The organism is Streptomyces sp. V1I1, from assembly GCF_030817355.1.
Classification (GTDB): domain Bacteria; phylum Actinomycetota; class Actinomycetes; order Streptomycetales; family Streptomycetaceae; genus Streptomyces.
In genome coordinates this window covers 1,363,593-1,385,533 of record NZ_JAUSZH010000001.1, presented here as the reverse complement: position 1 = coordinate 1,385,533, position 21,941 = coordinate 1,363,593, and the positions used below count along the sequence as shown (strand labels likewise).

General features: G+C 70.1%; 19 protein-coding genes. 15 read left to right on the top strand and 4 right to left on the bottom strand.

What is annotated here, in order from left to right:
- Positions 1 to 4 precede the first annotated feature (4 nt).
- Together QFZ67_RS06770 and QFZ67_RS06765 are read left to right on the top strand one after the other, a co-directional pair.
- The gene (locus tag QFZ67_RS06770) at positions 5 to 178 is read left to right on the top strand and encodes a hypothetical protein (RefSeq protein ID WP_307660182.1); all 174 of its coding nucleotides are present in this window, start codon (positions 5 to 7) and stop codon (positions 176 to 178) included.
- 44 nt (positions 179 to 222) lie between these two features.
- Entirely contained in the window at positions 223 to 1,326 is a 1,104-nt protein-coding gene (locus QFZ67_RS06765; protein WP_307660181.1) for a sorbosone dehydrogenase family protein, read from the top strand.
- Between the two features lie 107 nt (positions 1,327 to 1,433).
- Here QFZ67_RS06765 and QFZ67_RS06760 read toward each other — a convergent pair whose 3' ends face one another.
- Both QFZ67_RS06760 and QFZ67_RS06755 read right to left on the bottom strand, forming a co-directional pair.
- Positions 1,434 to 3,233, bottom strand: a complete 1,800-nt coding sequence (locus QFZ67_RS06760) for a long-chain fatty acid--CoA ligase (RefSeq protein WP_307660180.1) — start codon at positions 3,231 to 3,233, stop codon at positions 1,434 to 1,436.
- Between the two features lie 331 nt (positions 3,234 to 3,564).
- Complete coding sequence (locus tag QFZ67_RS06755) at positions 3,565 to 4,437, bottom strand: LysR substrate-binding domain-containing protein (protein ID WP_307660179.1); 873 nt, start codon at positions 4,435 to 4,437, stop codon at positions 3,565 to 3,567.
- Positions 4,438 to 4,561: 124 nt separating this feature from the next.
- Here QFZ67_RS06755 and QFZ67_RS06750 point away from each other — a divergent pair, with 124 nt between their 5' ends.
- The 4 genes from QFZ67_RS06750 to QFZ67_RS06735 all read left to right on the top strand — a co-directional run bounded on the left by QFZ67_RS06750 (position 4,562) and on the right by QFZ67_RS06735 (position 9,833).
- Complete coding sequence (locus QFZ67_RS06750) at positions 4,562 to 5,608, top strand: bile acid:sodium symporter family protein (protein ID WP_307660178.1); 1,047 nt, start codon at positions 4,562 to 4,564, stop codon at positions 5,606 to 5,608.
- Positions 5,609 to 5,664: 56 nt separating this feature from the next.
- Positions 5,665 to 6,072 (top strand): (2Fe-2S) ferredoxin domain-containing protein, encoded by a 408-nt coding sequence (locus QFZ67_RS06745; protein WP_307660177.1) that lies wholly within the window; start codon positions 5,665 to 5,667, stop codon positions 6,070 to 6,072.
- A gap of 139 nt (positions 6,073 to 6,211) precedes the next feature.
- Positions 6,212 to 8,119 carry a LamG-like jellyroll fold domain-containing protein gene (locus tag QFZ67_RS06740; protein WP_307660176.1) on the top strand — a complete coding sequence of 636 codons (1,908 nt, stop codon included), beginning with the start codon at positions 6,212 to 6,214 and terminating at the stop codon, positions 8,117 to 8,119.
- Between the two features lie 34 nt (positions 8,120 to 8,153).
- The gene (locus QFZ67_RS06735; protein WP_307660175.1) at positions 8,154 to 9,833 is read left to right on the top strand and encodes a PHP domain-containing protein; all 1,680 of its coding nucleotides are present in this window, start codon (positions 8,154 to 8,156) and stop codon (positions 9,831 to 9,833) included.
- A gap of 76 nt (positions 9,834 to 9,909) precedes the next feature.
- Here the strand turns inward: QFZ67_RS06735 and fdhD are convergent, their stop codons facing one another.
- Together fdhD and QFZ67_RS06725 are read right to left on the bottom strand one after the other, a co-directional pair.
- Positions 9,910 to 10,749: a formate dehydrogenase accessory sulfurtransferase FdhD gene (gene fdhD, locus QFZ67_RS06730; RefSeq protein ID WP_307665751.1), complete on the bottom strand. Its 840-nt coding sequence runs from the start codon at positions 10,747 to 10,749 to the stop codon at positions 9,910 to 9,912.
- Positions 10,750 to 10,825: 76 nt separating this feature from the next.
- Entirely contained in the window at positions 10,826 to 11,824 is a 999-nt protein-coding gene (locus QFZ67_RS06725; protein ID WP_307660174.1) for a 2-dehydropantoate 2-reductase, read from the bottom strand.
- 235 nt (positions 11,825 to 12,059) lie between these two features.
- On the opposite strand from QFZ67_RS06725, the gene QFZ67_RS06720 reads away from it, so the two are divergent.
- The 9 genes from QFZ67_RS06720 (at position 12,060) to QFZ67_RS06680 (ending at position 21,931) form a co-directional block, all read left to right on the top strand.
- Positions 12,060 to 13,007 carry a beta-ketoacyl-ACP synthase III gene (locus QFZ67_RS06720; protein ID WP_307660173.1) on the top strand — a complete coding sequence of 316 codons (948 nt, stop codon included), beginning with the start codon at positions 12,060 to 12,062 and terminating at the stop codon, positions 13,005 to 13,007.
- A gap of 36 nt (positions 13,008 to 13,043) precedes the next feature.
- Positions 13,044 to 13,520: an NUDIX domain-containing protein gene (locus QFZ67_RS06715; RefSeq protein WP_307660172.1), complete on the top strand. Its 477-nt coding sequence runs from the start codon at positions 13,044 to 13,046 to the stop codon at positions 13,518 to 13,520.
- A gap of 92 nt (positions 13,521 to 13,612) precedes the next feature.
- A complete protein-coding gene (locus QFZ67_RS06710; RefSeq protein WP_307665750.1) occupies positions 13,613 to 14,290 on the top strand; it encodes a GntR family transcriptional regulator in 678 nt (225 codons plus the stop codon).
- A 356-nt stretch (positions 14,291 to 14,646) separates the two neighbouring features.
- On the top strand, positions 14,647 to 15,828 hold the full coding sequence (locus QFZ67_RS06705) for an ROK family transcriptional regulator (RefSeq protein WP_307660171.1): 1,182 nt from the start codon (positions 14,647 to 14,649) through the stop codon (positions 15,826 to 15,828).
- A 118-nt stretch (positions 15,829 to 15,946) separates the two neighbouring features.
- Positions 15,947 to 17,470: a sugar ABC transporter ATP-binding protein gene (locus QFZ67_RS06700; RefSeq protein ID WP_307660170.1), complete on the top strand. Its 1,524-nt coding sequence runs from the start codon at positions 15,947 to 15,949 to the stop codon at positions 17,468 to 17,470.
- Positions 17,467 to 18,501 (top strand): ABC transporter permease, encoded by a 1,035-nt coding sequence (locus QFZ67_RS06695; RefSeq protein ID WP_307660169.1) that lies wholly within the window; start codon positions 17,467 to 17,469, stop codon positions 18,499 to 18,501. Before QFZ67_RS06700 ends, QFZ67_RS06695 begins: the two co-directional genes overlap by 4 nt.
- 72 nt (positions 18,502 to 18,573) lie before the next feature.
- Positions 18,574 to 19,620 (top strand): substrate-binding domain-containing protein, encoded by a 1,047-nt coding sequence (locus tag QFZ67_RS06690; RefSeq protein WP_307660168.1) that lies wholly within the window; start codon positions 18,574 to 18,576, stop codon positions 19,618 to 19,620.
- Positions 19,621 to 19,666: 46 nt separating this feature from the next.
- Positions 19,667 to 20,917: a Gfo/Idh/MocA family protein gene (locus tag QFZ67_RS06685; protein ID WP_307660167.1), complete on the top strand. Its 1,251-nt coding sequence runs from the start codon at positions 19,667 to 19,669 to the stop codon at positions 20,915 to 20,917.
- Between the two features lie 9 nt (positions 20,918 to 20,926).
- A complete protein-coding gene (locus QFZ67_RS06680; protein WP_307660166.1) occupies positions 20,927 to 21,931 on the top strand; it encodes a sugar phosphate isomerase/epimerase in 1,005 nt (334 codons plus the stop codon).
- Positions 21,932 to 21,941: the final 10 nt, after the last annotated feature.

The window sequence follows — 21,941 nt, the reverse complement described above, 5'->3', positions numbered from 1 at the left end:
AGACGTGCGACCCCCCACCACTGTGCTCCGCAGGTCCGCGCTCGGCGCGGCGCGCTACGCCTTCTGGTCCGTGAACCGCGACCGCAGCTGCGGCTCGGGCGGCGCCGGCGACGCCTGCAGCGGCGTCTCCCAGTCGCCGTACGCCTACACCAAGATCGTCGCTCAGTACGCGGGCTGACACCGCACGGGCGGACACATCTCCCACCCCCCACGGAGGAATACATGCACCGCAGCAAGTCGAAGAAGGCCCTGTTCGGCACGGCCGCCGCGGCAGGCGCCGCGGCGCTCGTCGCCGGTCTCGTCCAGTCCGCGGGCGCCACCGAGCCGAAGGACGTCGGCGTCGCGGGCGCGCCGACCGCCATAACCACCATCTCCACCGGCTGGTCCATCCCCTGGGGCACGTACTGGATGCCCGACGGCTCCACCGCCCTGGTCACCGAGCGCAATTCCTTCAAGGTCTTCAAGGTGACGCCGTCCGGCGCGAAGACCCAGGTCGGCTCCGTCCCCAACTCCCAGACCACAGGCGGCGAAGGCGGGCTGATGGGCGTCGCCGTCGACCCGGACTGGGCGTCGAACCACTACGTGTACTTCATGCACACGTCGTCCGACGGCAATCGCATCGCGCGTATGACCTACGACGGCACGTCGCTCACCGGCTACAAGGCCATCCTTCAGGGGATCAAGAAGGCGAAGTACCACAACGGCGGCCGGCTGGCCTTCGGTCCGGACGGCTATCTGTACGCCACCACGGGGGACGCCCAGACCACCAGCCTCGCCCAGGACAAGAACTCCCTCAACGGCAAGATCCTCCGGCTGACGAAGGACGGCAAGCCGGCGCCGGGCAACCCGTTCAACAACCATGTCTTCAGCCTGGGCCACCGCAATCCGCAGGGCATCGCCTTCGACGCCCAGGGCCGCCTGTGGGAGGCCGAGCTCGGCCAGAGCTCCAAGGATGAGCTCAACCTCATCAAGTCCGGCAAGAACTACGGCTGGCCGACCTGCGAGGGCAACTGCTCCGTCTCCGGCATGACCAACCCGAAGAAGACCTGGGGCGTCGCCGAGGCCTCGCCCAGCGGCATCGCCGTCGTCGACGGCGCGGTCTACATGGCGGCGCTGCGGGGCGAGCGGCTCTGGCAGATCCCGATCAACGCCGGCAATGAGAACGTCGGCACGGCGAAGGCGCACTACGTCGGCACGTACGGGCGGCTGCGCGCGGTCACCAAGGTGCCAGGCTCGAACCAGCTGTGGCTCTCCACGACCAACGCGGACGGGAACGGAGGTGAGCCGGCCGGCTCGGACAAGATCTTCCGGGTGACGATCAGCTAGCGCCGCTGTGCAGAACCGGGCGGTGTTCGTGCCGAGGTACGCGTCGAGGTACGCGTCGAGGACCTTCGGGTCGGCGCGCGTACCTCGGCCGCCGCGCCACTGCGTGCTCAGCTGTAGAGCGCGTCCACCTCGACCGCGTACGCCGCCTCGATCGCCTTCCGCTTGAGCTTCAGCGAGGGGGTGAGCAGACCGAGCTCCTCGCTGAAGGGGTGCGCCAGTATCCGGAACGTACGGATCGACTCGGCCTTCGACACCAGGGTGTTGGCGGCCACCACCGCCCGGCGGATCTCCTTCTCCAGATCCGGGTCCCGCACCAGCTCGGCCGGTGGAAGCGGCGGTTTGTTCTGCATGGCGAGCCAGTGGTCGACAGCCTCCTGGTCCACGGTGACCAAGGCCGCGATGTACGGACGGTCATTGCCGACGACGATGCACTGGGCGACCAGCGGATGGCCGCGCACCCGCTCCTCCAGGCCCACGGGCGAGACGCTCTTGCCGCCCGAGGTCACCAGGATCTCCTTCTTGCGCCCGGTGATGGTCAGATAGCCGTCCTCGTCGAGCGCCCCGAGATCGCCGGTGGCCAGCCACCCGTCGTGCAGCACGGCGTCGGTGGACTTCGGGTCGCCCAGATATCCGGAGAAGATATTGGCGCCGTGCAGCCACACCTCGCCGTCCTCCGCGATGTGCACTGTGGTGCCGGGGATCGGCTGGCCGACCGTGCCGTACCGCGTGCGCTCGGGCGGGTTCGCCGTCGCCGCCGCGGTCGACTCGGTGAGTCCGTATCCCTCGAAGACGGTGACGCCCGCGCCTTCGAAGAAGAGGCCGAGCTGACGGTTCATGCCGGAGCCGCCGGACATCGCGTGCCGGACGCGGCCGCCCATCGCGTCGCGGACCTTGCCGTACACGAGCTTCTCGAACAGCTGGTGCTGTATCCGCAGTCCGGCGGTCGGGCCTGGGCCGAGCCCGAAGGCCCGGTGCTCCATCGCCTCCGCGTACTTCACCGCCACATCGACGGCCTTGTCGAAGGGGCCCGTCTTCCCCTCGGCCTCGGCCTTGCGGCGGGCGGCGTTGAAGACCTTCTCGAAGATGTACGGGACGGCCAGGATGAACGTCGGCCGGAAGGCCGCCAGATCCGGCAGCAGCGCGCTCGCCTGGAGCACCGGCTGATGGCCGAGCTTGACCCGGCCGCGTACCGCCGCGACCTCGACCATCCGCCCGAAGACATGGGCGAGCGGCAGAAAGAGCAGCGTGGCTGCCTCGTCGCCGGGCTTGGAGTGGAAGACCGGCTCCCATCGGTCGATCAGGGTGTCGGTCTCGAACATGAAGTTGGCGTGGGTGATCACACAGCCCTTGGGGCGACCGGTGGTGCCGGAGGTGTAGATCACGGTGGCGATCGAGTCGGGGGTCACCGCCCTCCGGTGCCGGTGCACCACCTCGTCGTCGATGTGGCCGCCCGCCTGGAACAGTTCGTCGACGGCCCCGGCGTCCAGCTGCCACAACCGCTTCAGCTGCGGCAGCCGGTCGATCACCGAGCCGATGGTCATGGCGTGGTCCTCGTGCTCCACCATGCACGCGGTCACCTCGGCGTCGTGCAGCATCCAGAAGACCTGCTCGGCGGACGAGGTGGGGTAGACCGGGATGGACTGGGCGCCGACCGTCCAGAGCGCGAAGTCGAAGAGAGTCCACTCGTAGCGCGTAGGGCACATCAGCGCGACACGGTCCCCGAACCGCACACCGTGCGCGATCAGTCCCTTGGCCAGCGCCAGCACTTCGTCGCGGAACTGCGCGGAGCTCACGTTCTGCCAGTTGCCCGCCGCGTCCTTGCGGCCGAGCGCGACCCGGTCAGGATCGTCCGCGGCATGGTCGAAGACCGCGTCCGCAAGTCCGCCGACCTGAGGCGCTGCGGCCATGGGTGGGACAGTGAACTCGCGCAATGGCTGCTCCTTGTGGTGCTCCCCGCACAGCGCCGTGACGGTACCCCACCCGGCCGCCGGGCGGGAGAGCCTTCGAGAACTGTGGACGAATGGCATCACCACAGGTCAGCGACGCATATCCGGCCACATGGGGAAGGCTCGGGCGAGTTTCTGACCGTAGAGTAAGTAAGCTGCGCCAGAATCTCCACCGAATCTGTACGGTGCGATCACTGTCGCTGTACAGGGGACGGGATCTTGGTCCGTACCTGCTCGGGACAACCGGGACAACGGGTGCGAGCGGGGCGGGCGGTGCGGACGGTGGTCGTACTCAGCGGCCGACCGGTCCGTGCAGCCGGTCGCCGCTCGCCAGGACCGCAGCGGCCAGTGCGTCCGCGGCCTCCTGCGCCGCGTTCCGGCGGCGGCCGTGCAGCAGTACGAAGTCCACCGTGCCCAGCTCCGGCAGCCCGGCGCGGTCGGGGACGGGCACCAGGCCCGGCGGGACCAGTCCGCGGGTGTGGGCCATCACGCCGAGACCCGCGCGGGCGGCGGCGACCAGGCCGCTGAGGCTGCCACTCGTGCACGCGATGCGCCACGGGCGGCCGTGCCGTTCCAGGACGTCGAGCGCACGGGCCCGGGTCACGGCCGGCGGCGGGAAGAGGATCAGCGGGACCGGGCGATCCGGATCGATGCGTACGCCGTCGGCCGCGATCCAGATCATGCGATCGCGCCAGACCAGCTCGCCCGGCGATTCGCCCGCCCGGCGCTTGGCGAGCACCAGATCCAGCCGGCCGGCCGCCAACTGCTCGTGCAGCGTGCCGGACAGCTCGACGGTGAGCTCCAGATCGACCTCGGGGTGATCACGCCGGAACGACTCCAGGATCTCCGGGAGCCGGGTCAGCACGAAGTCCTCGGACGCCCCGAAACGCAGCCGCCCGCGCAGCCGCGTACCCGTGAAGAACGCGGCCGCGCGCTCGTGCGACTGGAGGATCGTCCGGGCGAAGCCGAGCATCGCCTCGCCGTCCTCGGTGAGTTCCACGCTGTGCGTGTCCCGGGTGAACAACTGCCGCCCGGTCGCGTCCTCCAGTCGCCGCACATGCTGGCTCACCGTCGACTGCCGCAGCCCGAGCCGGCGGGCGGCCTGGGTGAAGCTCAGGGTCTGGGCGACCGCGAGGAAGGTACGGAGCTGGGCCGGGTCGTACATCCTTCGAGGCTAGCGTCCTATCGCGATTCGTGATGACAGTCAGAGTGGTATGCGGGATTCCCGATCGCGCCGATCCGGAGGAGCATGGGGAGGGCACGATCTGAACCGAGAGCAAGTGGAGCACATGAGCCGCCGCGCGTTGCAGTTCCCGTCCTGGCTGCCGATCGATCCGTACATCATGGCGCTGCTCGGGACCGTGGTCCTCGCGGCTCTGCTCCCGGCGTCGGGCGCGACGGCCGATGTGGTCGGCGGGGCGTCGACCGGGGCGGCGTCGCTGCTGTTCTTCCTGTACGGGGCGCGGCTGTCGACGCGCGAGGCGCTCGACGGGCTCAGGCACTGGCGGCTCCATCTGACGGTGCTGGCCGCGACGTTCCTGCTCTTCCCGCTGCTGGGCCTCGCGGCGCGGGGCCTCGAGCCGCTGGTGCTCACCCCGCAGCTCTACAGCGGTCTGCTGTTCCTCTGCCTGGTCCCGTCGACCATCCAGTCGTCGATCGCCTTCACCTCGATGGCCCGCGGCAACGTCCCGGCGGCGATCTGCGCCGGCTCCTTCTCCAGCCTCGCCGGCATCCTCGTGACACCGCTGCTCGCGGCCCTGCTGCTGGGCGGCGGCGCGGGCGGCTTCTCAGCGGACTCGCTGCTGAAGATCGTGCTCCAGCTGCTGGTGCCGTTCCTGGCGGGGCAGTTGCTGAGGCGGTGGATCGGCGGCTTCCTGACCCGCCACAAGAAGGCGCTCGGGTACGTCGACCGCGGCTCGATCCTGCTCGTCGTCTACACGGCCTTCAGCGAAGGCATGGTCGCGGGCGTCTGGCACCAGGTGACGCCGCTGCGGCTGGGGGCGCTGCTGCTGGTCGAGGCGGTGCTGCTGGCGGCGATGCTGGGGCTGACGTGGTACGGCTCGAAGCGGCTCGGCTTCGGGCGGGCGGACCGGATCGCGATCCAGTTCGCGGGCTCGAAGAAGAGCTTGGCGGCGGGGCTGCCGATGGCGAGCGTGCTGTTCGGGGCGCAGGCGAGCTTGGCCGTGCTGCCGTTGATGCTCTTTCACCAGATGCAGTTGATGGTGTGCGCGGTGATCGCGAAGCGGCGGGCGCGGGATACGGAGGCGGTGTCTTTCCCCTCCCCGCTCCCCTCCCGGCCGCAGTACGCGGGCGCTGACGCCCCTGTGCCCCGGTGAACGCCGCCGCCCACACACCCGGGCAACCCGCACCCCTCGTCTGACAAGATCGCCCGGTGACGACGACGTACGCCATACGCCCCTTCCATGCCCGTCCCTGCACTCTGGTCGTCTGCCGCGGATGCTGCTGCGGCGACGGCCGCAAGAACCCCGGCACCGACCACGAAGGGCAGTTGGCCAGGCTGCGCGCCGCCGCCGCGGGCTCCGGGGGACGGCTTGCCGTCCGGACCAGTGACTGCCTCGGGCCATGCGGGCAGGCCAATGTGATCGTGGTCCAGCCCTCCAGCGAGGGCCGACGCCGAGGGGCCCGCGCGGCCTGGGTCGGCTGGGCGCTCGACGACGACGCGACGGACGACGTCCTGGCGTGGGCCATCGCTGGCGGCCCCGGACTGGCCGAACCCCCGGCCACCCTGGCCCTCCAGCTGATCCCGCCGCCCTCCGACGCGCGCCGCCGTGCCCGCTGAGCCACCGTCACCCCGCCCCGCGCGGGGTGAGTCATTCATGGTTTCTTTGCCCGGACGTCGCCGACCCGGCCCCGTCGCGCCCCGGACCCTCGCCTACCGTGCACACGTTCACCCCGACGAACGCACCGCGGAGACGTCCATGTGCAGTCCGCTCCACCAGCCCGACGGCCCCCTCGCACCCGCCGCAAGCCGTCGTACGTTCCTGCGTGCCACCGGACTCACGGGCGCGGCCACCGCTGCCGCAGCCGCCGCCGGGGGACTGGCCACCGCGGCGCCCGCCGCGGCCCTGCCGCAGCAGAAGTCCGCTGACAACGTTGCCAGTTGGCGTCCCGACCCAGACAGTCCCAGATTCACGCTCGTCGTCATGCCGGACACCCAGTACCTCTTCGACGGCGCCAGCATCAACTCCGCGCCCGTCGAGGCCTCCCTGCGCTACATACTCGACCACGGGCGCGAAGAGAACATCGTTTTCCTGTCCCATCTCGGCGATCTCACCGAGAACGGGCAGCCGCGCGAATTCGGACCACTGAGCGAGGCCTTCGAGCTCCTGGACCGCCGGCGCGTCGGCTACAGCGTCGTCGCAGGCAACCACGACATCAAGTCCTCGACCGACGACCAGCGCGGCCGCACCCCCTACCTGGACGCCTTCGGCCCGCAGCGGATGAGCAGGCTGCCCACCTTCGGCGGGGCCACGCCCGACGGCTACAACACGTATCACCTCTTCCGCGCCGCCGGCCGCGAGTGGCTGGTCCTCGCCCTCGACTGGCGGCCGTCGGCGGCCTCCCGCGCCTGGGCCAGAGACGTCATCGCCAAGCACCCGAAGACGCCCGTCGTTCTGACCACGCACGAACTGGTGTACGCGGACCAGTACGGCGACGAGGCCGAGTTCTCCCCGCACGGCAAGCACCTGTGGGACGAGCTGATAGCCGACCACGACCAGATCTTCCTCACGCTCAACGGCCACTACTGGCCCGCCGCCCGCACCACCCGCACGAACACCGCCGGCCACGACGTGCATCTGCACATCACCAACTACCAGAACCGCTACTACGGCGGCAGCGCGATGATCCGCCTCTACCGCTTCGACCTCGCCAGGAACACCATCGACGTGGAAACGATCTCTCCGTGGATCCTCGGCCGCGCGGGCGACGGGCTCAACGAACTGGAGCGCCGCGAGATCGAAATGACCGGCCCCCAGGACAGCTTCTCCGTCCCCATCGACTTCGAGAAGCGCTTCGCCGGATTCGCGCCCGTCGCCGCCCGGGGACCCCGCCCCGCCGCGAAGATGCTCCTTCCCGGCACTGTCGCCTACTGGCGCTTCGACGGCACGCACCAGGACGGCTCCCCGGCCGACGCCGCGCTCCGCGTCCCCGACCTGTCGGGCAACCGCAACGACCTGACGAGGGAGACCGTCCCCGGCACCCCGGCCGACGCCCTGCGCTGGTCGAGAAGCCACCACCCCGACCAGCCGGGCCACGGCAGCCTCTACTTCGACGGCGGCAAGCCCCCGCTGCGCGGCGCTTATCTGCGTACGGCGGGCAACGCCCCGCTCAACGCCAAGACGTTCCGCTCCGGCTACACCATCGAGGCGTTCATCAAGCTCCCCGCCGACTGGGACGCCGGGCACCACGCCTGGGGTTCGATCCTCAGCCGCCGCGGCACACTCGGCGCCGCCGGAAAGACCGAAGGCGACCCGGAAGAGCCCGTCGGCACCCTCTCCCTGTCCGACGGACCCGGCCCGCAGTGGGCGGCCGCTCCGCTCAACCAGCCCGGAGCCGTCACCAACTGGGGCCATGAGCTGGAGCGCGAGGTCTGGTGGCATCTCGCCGTCGTCAACGACGGAAAGCACACCACGATGTACGTCGACGGCTGCCCGGTCGCCCGTAACCCCGCCACCCGCACCAGCGGCCTCGCCACCCTCGGCCTGCCCTGGCTGGTGGGCGGCTACGAGTACGGCGGCACCCTCGACCAGCTGCTGCACGGCTGGCTCGGCGATGTGCGCATCGTCGAACGTGCTCTGCCCGTACGTGACTTCATGATCGCCTGACCTGCCGAGCGCCGCCGAGAAGGAGAAGCACCTCATGCCGAGCCAGAGACCCATTCAGCCCCTGCCCCGCTGGGCGGACCCCGACGTACCCGCCGACTCGCTCGACCCGCAGGGACTCTCGCGCCGTGGACTGCTGCGAAGCGCGGGCCTGTTCGGCGCCGCGTTCGCCGGCGGCGCCATTCTCGCGCCGACCGCCGCCGAGGCGCACACCCCGGCCCTGGGCGACCCCGCCCTCTCCTATCTCGTCGGCGACCACCATGTGCACTCCGTCTACAGCCATGACGCGAAGTACACCTTCTCCCAACTGGCCACCGCCGCCTCCCGGTACGGCCTGGACTGGATGGTCCTGACCGAGCACAGCAACATAGGCCACCACAAGGCGGGCGGCGCCCAGGCCGAGCACGAGGAGATCCTCAAGGCCCGCGCCGAGAACCGGCGCATGCTGATCTTCCAGGGCCTTGAGTGGTACATCCCCGGCGCCGAGCACTGCACCGTCTTCTCCCCGCCGGGACGCCATGAGGTCGAACTGCTCACCCGCTTCGAGGAGGCCTACGACGGCAAACTCCTCGGCTACACCGCGGGCGGCCCGGACCACCCGGACACCCCGCGCAACGAGGCCCATGCCGTCGCGGCGCTCAAGTGGCTCGACCAGCAGCGCCGTTGCGGCTATGTGGACGACGTACTGGTCCTGGCCAACCATCCGCTGCGTCTCGGCATCGACTCCCCGCACGAGATGCGCGCCTGGCGGGACGCCGCCCCCGGCATCATGATCGGTATGGAGGGCGCGCCCGGCGCGCAGGCCGCCGCGTCGCCCGGCCGGCACGCCCCGACCAGCATCCGCGGCGACTACGAGAACTCTCCCTCCGCGAACTCCTTTCCCGGCTATCCGCGTGAGGCCTATCTGACTCACGGCGGATTCGACTGGGCGACCGCGACCGTCGGCGGACTGTGGGACGCCATGCTCGCCGAGGGCAAGCTCTTCTCGGTCACGTCCAACTCGGACGTACACCGGGTCACCTTCGACACCTGGAAGAACGGCGACTGGCTGCCGGGCCAGAACTTCGACAACACCGGCCGCCTCCCGGACCCGGTCAACACCACCGAGCCGCAGCCCGGCAGCGACTTCTGGCCGGGTCAGTTCAGCCGTACGCATGTGGGTGTGACCCGCTACGGCTATCGGCATGTGATGGCCGGACTGCGGGCAGGCCGGGTCTGGGTCGACCACGGCCAGCTGATCGACGGCATCGACGTACGCGTGAACAGGGAGCACGGCATCGGCCGTGGCGTGACGCTGGGCGGCCGACTGCGCGTACGCCGCGGCGAGAAGATCGTCCTCAACGTCACCGTCACCACCGCATCCCGCCCCAACCATCACGGTGAAGTGCCGCGCCTCGCCCACCTCGACGTGATCCGCGGCGCGGTGTGCGGCCCGGCCGCCGACCGTGACGAGTGGCGCGCACCCGACACCAAGGTCGTGCACACGGCCGATGTCCAGGGCCGCACGGGCCGGTACACGCTGCGCATTCCGGTGGGCAGGGCCGAGGAGTCCTTCTACCTGCGGCTGCGCGGCAGCGACGGCAAGCGCAACGGTCCCGGATTCCTCGGCGCTGCGATCGACCCGCACGGACCGATTCCGCACGAGCCGGGCAACGGCGATGCGTGGCTGGACACGTGGTGTTACACCAACCCGGTCTTCGTGGACGTGGTCCGCTGACCTGTCACGGAGGGGCCCGGCCGGCGCAGGGGGCGCTCCCCGCCGGCCGGGCCGTATCCCGTGCAGCGGTCGCGCTTCAGACCCCGGTGCTCAGGGCGATGCGCTCGTCGCCCGCGTACACGTTCATATTGGCGCCGCGCAGAAAGCCGACCAGGGTCAGACCCGTCTCGGCAGCCAGGTCCACGGCGAGCGATGACGGCGCGGAAACCGCGGCCAGCACGGGGATTCCGGCCATCACCGCCTTCTGTGCCAGCTCGAACGACGCCCGTCCCGAGACCAGCAGGATCACCCGGGACAGCGGCAGCCGGCTGTCCTGGAGCGCCAGGCCGACCAGCTTGTCGACCGCGTTGTGCCGGCCGACGTCCTCCCGGATGTCGAGCAGCTCGCCCTCCTCGGAGAACAGCGCGGCCGCATGCAGCCCCCCGGTCCGGTCGAAGACCCGCTGTGCCGCCCGCAGCCGGTCGGGGAGGCGGGCGAGCAGGGCGGGCTCGACGCGGACCGGGGGAGTGTCGGCGATCGGGAAGCGGGTGGTGGTGCGTACGGCGTCGAGGCTGGCCTTGCCGCACAGCCCGCACGAGGACGTGGTGTAGACGTTGCGCTCGAGCGTGATGTCGGGGACGGGCACGCCGGGCGCCAGCTGCACGTCCACCACGTTGTAGGTGTTCGACCCGTCGTCCGTGGCCCCCGCGCAGTACACGATGTTCCGCACCTCGGCGGCCGCGCCGATCACGCCCTCGCTGACGAGGAAGCCCGCCGCGAGCGCGAAGTCGTCGCCCGGGGTGCGCATGGTGATGGCGAGCGGCTTGCCGTTGAGGCGGATCTCGAGCGGCTCCTCGGCCACAAGGGTGTCGGGACGGGTCGACACCGCCCCGTCCCTGATGCGGATGGTGCGGCGGCGCTCGGTGACCCGTCCCATGGCGATCAATTCCGATTCTGTACGTGTTGGAAGCCGAAGCGACCCTTGACGACTTCATTCTCCTGCACAGGCAGACTCATGCTGCGGTGGTCCCTGGCGACGCGGTCGCGGTGGTGGTCGTCGCGAGCAGATCGGCGAGCGCGTGCACGGCGCACAGCTTCGGTACGGGAGTCCTCGTCAGAGCGGCCAGCTCGACGACGGCCGCGAGCAGCACGTCCAGTTCGAGCGGCTTCCCCTTCTCCAGGTCCTGGAGGGTGGAGGTCTTGTGGTCGCCGACCCGCTCGGCGCCGGCGATGCGCCGCTCCACGGAGATCTTGGGACGACAGCCGACCGCGGCCGCGACCTCGAGCGTCTCGCGCATCATCGTCTCGACCAGCGCCTTTGTGTCCCGGTGGCGGCAGATCTGCGCCATCGTGGCCCGCGAGAGCGCGCTGATCGGGTTGAAGGAGATATTGCCGAGCAGCTTGATCCAGATGTCGTTGCGCAGGTCGGGCTCGACGGGGCACTTGAGCCCGCCCGCCACCATCGCCTCGCTGAAGTCGAGACAGCGCCGCGACACGGTCAGGTCCGGATCGCCGATGGAGAACCGGGTGCCTTCCAAGTGGCGTACGACACCGGGGGATTCGAGCTCGGTGGCGGCGTAGACGACACACCCGATGGCGCGCTCGGGCGGCAGTGTCGCGCTGACCGCGCCGCCCGGGTCGACACTCTCGATGCGGCGTCCGGTGTACGGTCCGGGCAGGCCGTGGAAATACCACCAGGGGATGCCGTTCTGCGCGGCGATGACGGCCGTACGGTCGTGCAGCAGCGGATGCACCAATGGGCCCGACGCCGCATAGGAATTGGCCTTCAGACCGAGGAAGACATAGTCGACGGGCCCGACCGAGGCCGGGTCGTCGGTGGCGGCCGGCCGCGCGGTGAAGTCGCCGCGCGGGCTGAGCACCCGCACGCCGTCGCGGCGCATGGCCGCCAGGTGCGGGCCGCGGGCGATGAGATGGACCTCGGCGCCGGCGCGATGGAGCGCGGCGTCGACATATGGGCCGATGGCACCGGCGCCGACAACTGCGACTTTCACGGGGCTCTCCGTTCGGTTGAGCGACCGAGCGAGGGCGGGACGGTGGGAGGTGACACCTGGGTTAAGTCGACAGAATATTGTCTACAGTATGCCTTTCGGGGGGTCAAGGGTCGTCACATCCTTCGGGAAAGCTCCAAAGTCCGGCCCCCGAACCTGTGGGATCACATGCCGTCGTACCGGGTGGTAGCAGCCAAGACTGGGTAATTCCACTGTCCGCATCGAGGGGGAACCGCATATGACCGGCTCACGCATCGTCGCGCTCGGGCACTACCAGCCCGCCAAGGTGCTCACCAATGACGACCTGGCCGCCATGGTCGACACCAGCGACGAGTGGATCCGCAGCCGCGTCGGGATCGAGACCCGGCATGTGGCCGGACCCGACGAGCCGGTCGACGAGCTGGCCGGGCACGCCGGCGCGAAGGCGCTCGCCTCCGCGGGACTGGCGCCCGACGACATCGATCTCGTCCTGGTCGCCACCTCCACCGCGATCGACCGCTCGCCCAACACGGCGGCGCGCGTCGCGGCCCGTCTCGGCATGGGCTCGCCCGCCGTCATGGACCTCAATGTCGTCTGCGCGGGCTTCACGCACGCCCTCGCCACGGCCGACCACGCCGTACGGGCCGGAGCCGCGGCCCGTGCCCTGGTCATCGGCGCCGACAAGATGGCCGAGGTCACCGACTGGACCGACCGCACCACCTGTGTGCTCGTCGGCGACGGGGCGGGCGCCGCGGTCATCGAGGCGACCGGTCCCGGCTCGGACGGCGAGATCGGCCCCGTCCTGTGGGGCTCGGTCCCGGAGATGGGCCATGCCGTACGGATCGAGGGCACCCCGCCCCGCTTCGCGCAGGAGGGCCAGTCCGTCTACCGCTGGGCCACCACCCAGCTGCCGCCCATCGCCCGCAAGGTCTGCGAGCGCGCGGGCGTCACCCCCGAGGAACTCGCCGCGGTCGTCCTGCACCAGGCGAATCTGCGGATCATCGAGCCCGTCGCCCAGAAGATCGGCGCGGTGAACGCCGTGATCGCCCGCGATGTGGTGCATTCCGGCAACACCTCGGCCGCCTCGATCCCGATGGCGCTCTCCAAGCTGGTCGAGCGCGGCGAGATCGAGTCGGGCGATCCGGTGCTGCTCTTCGGCTTCGGCGGCAATCTCTCGTACGCGGGGCAGGTCGTCCGCTGCCCCTGAGGGCGGCGGTGCGGCCGCCGGGGCAGACTGAACCGCATGGCAGCTAAGCGAAGCGCCGGCCTGTTGCTGTTCCGCAGGCGCGGTACGGACACCGAGGTGCTCATCGGCCATATGGGAGGGCCGTTCTGGCAGTCCCGCGACGACGGGTCCTGGTCAGTGCCGAAGGGTGAGTACACCCCGGACGAGGAGCCGACGGCCGCCGCCCGGCGGGAGTTCGTGGAGGAGCTCGGTGTCCCGCCGCCCGACGGGGACTGGCTGCCTCTCGGCGAGGCACGGCAGGGCGGCGGCAAGATCGTCACCGTCTGGGCGCTCGACGGCGACCTCGACACGGGCCTGGTGGTGCCGGGCACCTTCGCCATGGAGTGGCCGAGGGGCTCGGGCCGGACGCAGGAGTTCCCCGAGATCGACCGTGCCGAGTGGATCTCCGTGGCGGAGGCGAGGGAGAAGCTGGTGACGGGGCAGCGGGTCTTCCTCGACCGGCTGGCGGAGCTGCTCGATTCCGGCCGAAGGTGACGCGGATCTCGGTCTGTTGGGGGATTGCGCTCGGTAGACTGTAGACGATAGCCAATTGTCGCTCACCGTTGCCGGCCAGGAGGGGGACCGTGATGTTGTCCGCAGGACTGCCGCAGGGAACCGTGCCCAAGCTGGAACGCCCCGGTCCGCTGCGTGAGCGGGTCTACGAGGCGCTGCTCGAACTGATCACGACCCGCGCACTGCGCCCCGGCCAGCACCTGGTCGAGAGCGAACTCGCCGGCCATCTCGGGGTGTCCCGCCAGCCCGTGCGTGAGGCGCTGCAACGGCTGAACACCGAGGGATGGGTCGATCTGCGCCCGGCACAGGGCGCGTTCGTCCATGAGCCGACCGAGGCGGAGGCGGACCAACTGCTCTCGGTCCGTACGCTGCTCGAGGCAGAGGCCGCCCGGCTCGCCGCGGCGAACTCCGGCTCCGCGGGCATCGCCTCGCTCGAAGAGCTGTGCGCACAGGGCGAACAGGCTGTCGCGGACGACGACGTCGACCTGGCTGTGGCCACCAATGCCGCCTTCCACGCCAAGGTGATGGAGCTCGCCGGGAACGTCGTACTCGCCGAGTTGGCGGCACAGGTGGACCGCCGGGTGCGCTGGTACTACACGCCCGTCGCGCGACAGCGCGGCCGCCAGTCGTGGATCGAGCACCGGGAGCTGATCGCGGCGATCTCGGCCCGCGACGAGCAGCGGGCGTCGGAGGTCATGCGGGCGCATACGGAGCACACCCGCAAGACCTACCACCAGCGCGAGCAGCCTTAACCGGGGCTCCGCCCCGGACCCCGCGCCTCAATCTCCCCCAGACTTCGTCCGGGGGACCCCCACGGGGGGCTGGATTTCCGCCGGTCCGGCGGAAATCCAAGCCCGTCCGGCGATTGAGGACACTCCCCCCCACGCCCGGTGGGCGTGGGGGGACCCCCAGAAGCGCGTACGGGGGTCTGGGGCTTGCCCCCAGCCACGGGAACGGGCGGGCAGGGAAAGACCTTTGTCCCGGGTGTGGAGAAAGTTGTGCCGGAACACTGCGCAAGTTCTTCCCACTCGGGGAAAGCGCTGCTACGTTCCCCTCGAAAGCCCGACGGAAGACGGCCTGGAATGGCGGGGAGGGGCACGTGAGACGCATGACCGCTCGACCCGCGAACGCGCACCAGGCGCGACTGCTCAGGCTGTTGCGCGACGGTGGGCCCAACTCCCGTGCCCAACTGGGCGATCAGGTGGACCTGTCCCGTTCCAAGCTCGCGGTGGAGGTCGACCGGCTCCTTGAGACCGGGCTCGTGGTCGCGGACGGCCTTGCCGCCTCGCGCGGCGGGCGGCGCTCCCACAACATCCGCCTCGCCCCCGCGCTGCGCTTCCTCGGCGTCGACATCGGCGCCACCTCGATCGACGTGGCCGTCACCAACGCCGAGCTGGAAGTGCTCGGCCACCTCAACCACCCCATGGACGTACGCGAGGGCCCGGTCGCCGTCTTCGAGCAGGTGCTGTCGATGGCGGCCAAGCTCAGGGCCTCCGGACTCGCCGAAGGCTTCGACGGCGCCGGCATCGGCGTCCCCGGCCCGGTCCGCTACCCCGAAGGCGTGCCGGTCGCGCCGCCGATCATGCCCGGCTGGGACGGCTTCCCGGTGCGTGAGGCGCTCAGCCAGGACCTGGGCTGCCCGGTCATGGTCGACAACGATGTGAACCTGATGGCGATGGGGGAACAGCACGCGGGCGTCGCGCGCTCCGTCGGCGACTTCCTCTGCATCAAGATCGGTACGGGCATCGGCTGCGGCATCGTCGTCGGCGGTGAGGTCTACCGCGGTACGACGGGCAGCGCCGGCGACATCGGCCATATCCAGGTCGAACCGGACGGCCGCGCCTGCGCCTGCGGCAACAAGGGCTGCCTGGAAGCCCACTTCAGCGGTGCCGCGCTGGCCCGCGACGCAGAGGACGCGGCCCGCACCGGCCGGTCGGAGGAGCTCGCCGCCCGGCTGGAGACGGCGGGACGGCTCACGGCCGCGGATGTCGCGGCCGCTGCCGCCGCTGGCGACGCCACCTCGCTCGACCTCATCCGCGAGGGCGGCAACCGCGTCGGCCAGGTCATCGCCGGACTGGTCAGCTTCTTCAACCCCGGTCTTGTGGTGATCGGCGGCGGGGTGACCGGCCTCGGCCACACGCTGCTGGCGAGCGTACGCACTCAGGTCTACCGCCAGTCGCTGCCGCTCGCGACCGGCAATCTCCCCATCGTGCTGGGCGAGTTGGGGCCGACCGCCGGAGTGATCGGCGCGGCCAGGCTCATCAGCGACCACCTGTTCTCGCCGGCCTGACACACCGGGCCGGACGATCGCACCACGCCAGGCGCGCCGCAAGGCGTGAGCTCCACCCGCAACAGCACAGCACAGCGCCCTGCCCGCTCACCGGCCGCACCCGCCGAGGGGATTCGTCATGGCACCAGAACCACCCCTGCTCACGATGTCCGGCATCACCAAGTCGTTCCCGGGCGTCCGCGCCCTCGACGGTGTGGACCTCGAGGTCCAGGCCGGCGAGGTCCACTGTCTCCTCGGCCAGAACGGCGCCGGCAAATCCACCCTGATCAAGGTGCTCGCCGGAGCCCATCAGCCCGACACCGGAGAGATCACCTGGCGCGGCGACGCGGTAGCCCTCAAATCGCCCATCGCCGCCATGCGCCTCGGCATCGCCACCATCTACCAGGAACTCGACCTGGTCGAAGGACTGTCCGTCGCCGAGAACGTCTTCCTCGGGCACGAGCCGGCCTCGGCCGGTTTCGTCGTACGCGGCAAAGAAGCCCGTTCGACAACTGCCATGATCCTCAAGCGACTTGGGCACCCGGAGATCGACCCGTCCCACCACGTCGGGGACCTCTCCGCCGCCCAGCAGCAGATCGTCTCCATGGCCCGGGCGCTCTCCCACGAGGTACGGCTCATCGTGATGGACGAGCCATCCGCCGCCCTCGACCCCGACGAAGTCGACAACCTGTTCCGTATCGTCGGCAATCTGACCGCCGAGGGCGTCGCCGTCGTCTACATCTCCCACCGGCTCGAAGAGATCCGCCGCATCGGCGACCGGGTGACCGTGCTCAAGGACGGCCGGGCGGTCGCCGTCGGCCTGCCCGCACGCGACACTCCCACCCGCGACATCGTTGCCATGATGACCGGACGGAATGTCGAGTACGTCTTCCCCGATCGGCCCGACCCGGCCCGCGCGGCGGACCAGCAACCGGTGCTGCGGGTCGAAGGGCTCGCCAGAGAAGGGGAGTTCGCGCCCGTCGACCTGGAACTGCGCCCCGGTGAGATCGCCGGGCTCGCCGGACTCGTCGGCTCCGGACGCTCCGAGATCCTGGAGACGATCTACGGCGCCCGCAAGCCCAGCGCCGGACGCGTACTCGTCGACGGCAGTCCGCTGCGCCCCGGCAGCGTCCGCTCGGCCGTCCGCGCCGGAGTCGGACTCGCCCCCGAGGAGCGCAAGGCGCAGGGGCTGCTGATGCTGGAGTCCGTCACCCGCAATGTCTCCGTCTCCTGCCTCTCCCGCTTCTCCCGCGGCGGCTGGCTCGACCGCCGCCAGGAGCGCACCGCCGCACAGCGTGCGACCAGGGAACTCTCGCTGCGCCCCGACAACCCCGACGCACGCATCCGCACCCTCTCCGGCGGCAACCAGCAAAAGGCCGTGCTCGCCCGCTGGCTGCTGCGCGGCTGCCGGGTGCTGCTCCTGGACGAGCCCACCCGCGGGGTCGACGTCGGCGCCCGCGCCGAGCTGTACGCCGTGATCCGCCGGCTGGCCGACGAAGGCCTCGCCGTACTTCTCGTATCCAGCGAAGTGCCCGAAGTGCTGGGCCTCGCCGACCGGGTGCTGGTGCTCCGCGAGGGCAGCGTCGTGCACACGGCCGACGCCCGGGAGCTCGACGAGCACCGCGTACTCGACCTTGTGATGGAAGGGAGCCCGACGGCATGACGCAGCCAGCCTCTCCGGCGCGGCAGGACGCGCCGATACCCACCGCCAAGTCCGCACCGGCAGGCAGAGGTTGGCGTCGCCCGCCCGGATTGCGGGCCGACGTCCGCAATCTCTCGCTGCTCGGCGTCCTCGCCGTACTGATCGCGGTCGGCGGCATCACCAAGCCCGATGAATTCCTCGCCATCAGCAATCTTCAGCTCGTCCTCACCCAGGCCTCCATCATCGGCGTCGTCACCGTCGGCATGACCTTCGTGATCACCAGCGGCGGCATCGACCTGTCGGTCGGCGCGATGGTGGCGCTGGCCTCGGTATGGGCGACGACGGTGGCCACACAGGAGTACGGCTTCGCGGGCATCCTCTTCACCGCGGTGATCGTCGGACTGGGCTGCGGTCTGGTGAACGGACTGCTCATCGCGTACGGCGGGATGGTGCCGTTCATCGCGACCCTCGCCATGCTGGCGTCCGCCCGCGGACTCGCCCTGCAGATCACGGACGGCAAGACCCAGATGGTCACCGTGAACTCCGTACTGGACCTGGGCATCAAGGACGCGTACATCCTCGGAATCCCGCCGCTGGTGCTGGTCTTCGCGGCGGTCACGGTCATCGGCTGGCTGCTGCTGAACCGTACGACCTTCGGGCGGCGGACCGTCGCGGTCGGCGGCAACGCGGAAGCCGCCCGCCTCGCCGGCATCGACGTACGGCGCCAGCGGCTCTATCTGTATCTGCTCTCCGGACTGTGCTGCGGAATCGCCGCCTTCATGCTGATCGTGCTGGCCGGCTCGGGTCAGAACACCAACGGCAATCTCTACGAACTCGACGCCATCGCCGCGGCGATCATCGGCGGCACCCTGCTCAGCGGCGGCCGGGGCACCATCGTCGGATCGGTCCTCGGCGTCCTCGTCTTCACCACCATCACCAACATCTTCGCCCTCAACAACCTTGAGAGCGCCGTCCAGCAGATCGCCAAGGGCGCGATCATCGTCGCCGCCGTCCTGGTCCAGCACCGAACGTTGCGCGGCGGCGAGGCCTGACCCCCGCCCCACCCCCGCTCCTCCCTCCACTTCCCCATCTGTCGAACCGCCCAGCTGAAGGGTTGATCCGTCATGCCAGAAATCCCGTCCACGAGCCGCAGAGGCCTGCTCTTCGGCACCGCCGCCGTCTCGGCCGGCGCGCTGCTGACCGCCTGCACCAGCAACGAGCCCAAGAAGTCGGAGGCGGCCACCAACAATGCCCCGGCCGCCGACGACAAGCCCGGCAAGGCCGTCACCATCGGCTTCGCCGGACCCCAGGCCGACCACGGCTGGCTCAACGCCATCAACGAGAACGCCAAGTCGCGCGCCAAGAAGTACTCCGAGGTGACCCTGGAGATCACCGAGGGCTCGAACGACACCGCCGCCCAGATCGGCCAGGTCCAGACGCTGATCAACAAGAAGGTCGACGTACTCGTCATCCTGCCCGCCGACGGAAAGGCGCTGACCCAGGTGGGCCTGCAGGCCATGAAGGCGGGCATCCCCGTCATCAACCTGGACCGGATCTTCGCCTCCCCGCAGGCGTACCGCTGCTGGATCGGCGGCGACAACTACGGCATGGGCCTCAACGCGGGCAACTACATCGGCGAGCAGCTCAAGAACAAGCCGAACGCCAAGGTCATCGAACTGGCCGGGCTCGACAATCTGGAGCTCACCAAGCAGCGCACCCAGGGCTTCGACGACGCCCTGAAGAACTACCCCAACATCAAGAAGGTGGCCCGCCAGGCTGCCGACTTCACCGTGGAGTCCGGCCAGGCGAAGATGGCTCAACTCCTCCAGGCGCAGAGCCAGTTCGACGCGCTGTGGAACCACGACGACGACCAGGGCGTGGGCGCGCTGCGCGCCATCGCACAGGCCGGCCGCAAGGACTTCCTGATGGTCGGCGGCGCCGGAGCAAAGTCCGCGATGGACGCCATCAAGGCCGACAACAGCGTCCTGAAGGCGACCGTCCTCTACCCGCCGACCATGGCTGCCTCCGCCATCGATCTCGCCCGCGCGCTCGGGCAGGGCAAGGGCGTCAGCGGGATGTCGGAGCTGGAGATCCCCGCCTCGATCACCCTCTACTCGGCCGTCGTGACCAAGGAGAACGTCGACGAGTACCTGCCCACCGGCTTCAGCTGACCGGCGCGCCCGCCCCCACCGAGCAGACCGACGAGGAGGAACCCGTATGGAACAGAGGGACAGTGAGGCCGCTGTGCCGACACTTGGCGTCGGCATGGTCGGATACGCGTTCATGGGCGCCGCCCACTCACAGGGGTGGCGCACCGTCGGACGCGTCTTCGACCTGCCGCTGCGGCCGGTCCTCGCCGCGATCGGCGGCCGTGACGAGGCAGCCGTGCGGGCCGCGGCCGACAGACACGGCTGGGCTGCGGCGGAGACCGACTGGCGCGACCTCGTGACCCGCGACGATGTGCAGCTCGTCGACATCTGCACACCGGGTGACAGCCATGCGGAGATCGCGATCGCGGCACTGGAGGCGGGCAAGCACGTCCTGTGCGAGAAGCCGCTGGCCAACTCCGTCGCCGAGGCCGAGGCGATGGTCACGGCGGCAGAACGCGCCAGGGAACGCGGTCAGCTGGCGATGGTCGGCTTCAACTACCGTCGGGTGCCCGCTATCGCTTACGCGCGCCGGCTGATCGCCGATGGCAGGCTCGGCACCCTGCGGCATGTGCGCTTCACCTATCTCCAGGACTGGCTGGTCGACCCTCAGTTCCCCCTCACCTGGCGGCTCAAGCGCGAGCACGCGGGCTCGGGCGCGCTGGGCGATCTGGGCGCGCACATCGTGGACCTGGCGCAGTATCTGGCGGGGGAGCCGCTGGTCGGGGTATCGGCGCTCTCGGAGACCTTCGTACGGGAGCGTCCGCTGCTCGCCGGCGCTTCGGCCGGTCTCTCCGCCTCGGGCGGCGCCGAGCGAGGCCCGGTCACCGTCGACGACGCGGCCGTGTTCACCGGGCGGCTCGCGTCGGGTGCGCTCGCTTCCTTCGAGGCCACCCGGATGGCGTCCGGCCGCAAGAACGCGCTGCGGCTCGAAATCAACGGCGAGCAGGGGTCGTTGGCCTTCGACCTGGAGCGGCTCAACGAGCTGTCCTTCCACGACCACACCGAGCCCGCCGCCTCATCCGGCTTCCGGCGGATCCTCATCACCGAGTCGGAGCATCCCTATCTGGAGGCGTGGTGGCCGCCCGGCCACGCGCTCGGCTACGAGCACACCTTCGCCCACCAGGCGCGCGATCTGGTCGTGGCGATCGCCACGGGTACCGACCCCGCGCCGTCGTTCGCGGACGGGCTGCAGGTGCAGCGGGTGCTCGCCGCGGTGGAGGAAAGCGCGGAGAAGAGCGCCGTATACACACCCGTACCGACATCCGTACCAGCATCCGCACAGACATCCGTACAGACATCCGTACAGGCACAGGTCTAGGAGGTCCGAATGCCACGTCCGTTCACGCTCTTCACCGGCCAGTGGGCCGATCTGCCGCTGGAGGAGGTCTGCCGGCTCGCCCGCGACTTCGGCTACGACGGCCTCGAACTCGCCTGCTGGGGCGACCACTTCGAGGTCGACAAGGCGCTCGCCGACCCCACGTACCTCGACGGGCGGCACGAGCTGCTCGAGAAGTACGGCCTCACGTGCTGGGCGATCTCCAACCATCTGGTCGGTCAGGCGGTCTGCGACAGCATCATCGACGAACGCCACGAGGCGATCCTGCCCGCCCGCATCTGGGGCGACGGCGAGGGGGAGGGTGTACGGCAGCGGGCAGCCGCCGAGATCAAGGACACCGCGCGGGCCGCGGCCGCCTTCGGGGTGCGTACCGTCATCGGCTTCACCGGATCGTCCATCTGGCATCTGCTGGCGATGTTCCCGCCGGTGCCCGAGCGGATGATCGAGCGCGGATACGAGGACTTCGCCGAGCGCTGGAACCCGATCCTCGACGTCTTCGACGCGGAGGGCGTGCGGTTCGCGCACGAAGTGCATCCCAGCGAGATCGCGTACGACTACTGGACCACCAAGCGCGCGCTGGAGGCGGTCGGCGACCGGCCGGCCTTCGGGCTCAACTTCGACCCGAGCCACTTCGTCTGGCAGGACCTGGACCCGGTCGGATTCCTGTACGACTTCCGGGACCGTATCTACCACGTGGACTGCAAGGAGGCGCGCAAGCGCCTCGACGGCCGCAACGGCAGGCTCGGTTCGCATCTGCCGTGGGGCGACCCGCGGCGCGGCTGGGACTTCGTCTCGGCCGGACACGGTGATGTGCCGTGGGAGGACGTCTTCCGGATGCTGCGCTCGATCGGCTACGACGGCCCGATCTCGGTGGAGTGGGAGGACGCGGGCATGGACCGCCTGGCGGGCGCCCCACAAGCGCTTGCCGATCTGAAGCGATTCGATTTCGATCCGCCCACGGCCTCCTTCGACGCGGCCTTCGGAGGTGGCGACTAAGGCATCGGTC

Coding starts and splice junctions, on each gene's coding strand:
- QFZ67_RS06765 (WP_307660181.1), top strand. CDS start 223: ATGCACCGCAGCAAGTCGAAGAAGGCCCTGTTCGGCACGGCCGCCGCG.
- QFZ67_RS06760 (WP_307660180.1), bottom strand. CDS start 3,233: ATGGCCGCAGCGCCTCAGGTCGGCGGACTTGCGGACGCGGTCTTCGAC.
- QFZ67_RS06755 (WP_307660179.1), bottom strand. CDS start 4,437: ATGTACGACCCGGCCCAGCTCCGTACCTTCCTCGCGGTCGCCCAGACC.
- QFZ67_RS06750 (WP_307660178.1), top strand. CDS start 4,562: ATGAGCCGCCGCGCGTTGCAGTTCCCGTCCTGGCTGCCGATCGATCCG.
- QFZ67_RS06740 (WP_307660176.1), top strand. CDS start 6,212: ATGTGCAGTCCGCTCCACCAGCCCGACGGCCCCCTCGCACCCGCCGCA.
- QFZ67_RS06735 (WP_307660175.1), top strand. CDS start 8,154: ATGCCGAGCCAGAGACCCATTCAGCCCCTGCCCCGCTGGGCGGACCCC.
- fdhD (WP_307665751.1), bottom strand. CDS start 10,749: ATGGGACGGGTCACCGAGCGCCGCCGCACCATCCGCATCAGGGACGGG.
- QFZ67_RS06720 (WP_307660173.1), top strand. CDS start 12,060: ATGACCGGCTCACGCATCGTCGCGCTCGGGCACTACCAGCCCGCCAAG.
- QFZ67_RS06715 (WP_307660172.1), top strand. CDS start 13,044: ATGGCAGCTAAGCGAAGCGCCGGCCTGTTGCTGTTCCGCAGGCGCGGT.
- QFZ67_RS06710 (WP_307665750.1), top strand. CDS start 13,613: ATGTTGTCCGCAGGACTGCCGCAGGGAACCGTGCCCAAGCTGGAACGC.
- QFZ67_RS06705 (WP_307660171.1), top strand. CDS start 14,647: ATGACCGCTCGACCCGCGAACGCGCACCAGGCGCGACTGCTCAGGCTG.
- QFZ67_RS06700 (WP_307660170.1), top strand. CDS start 15,947: ATGGCACCAGAACCACCCCTGCTCACGATGTCCGGCATCACCAAGTCG.
- QFZ67_RS06695 (WP_307660169.1), top strand. CDS start 17,467: ATGACGCAGCCAGCCTCTCCGGCGCGGCAGGACGCGCCGATACCCACC.
- QFZ67_RS06690 (WP_307660168.1), top strand. CDS start 18,574: ATGCCAGAAATCCCGTCCACGAGCCGCAGAGGCCTGCTCTTCGGCACC.
- QFZ67_RS06685 (WP_307660167.1), top strand. CDS start 19,667: ATGGAACAGAGGGACAGTGAGGCCGCTGTGCCGACACTTGGCGTCGGC.
- QFZ67_RS06680 (WP_307660166.1), top strand. CDS start 20,927: ATGCCACGTCCGTTCACGCTCTTCACCGGCCAGTGGGCCGATCTGCCG.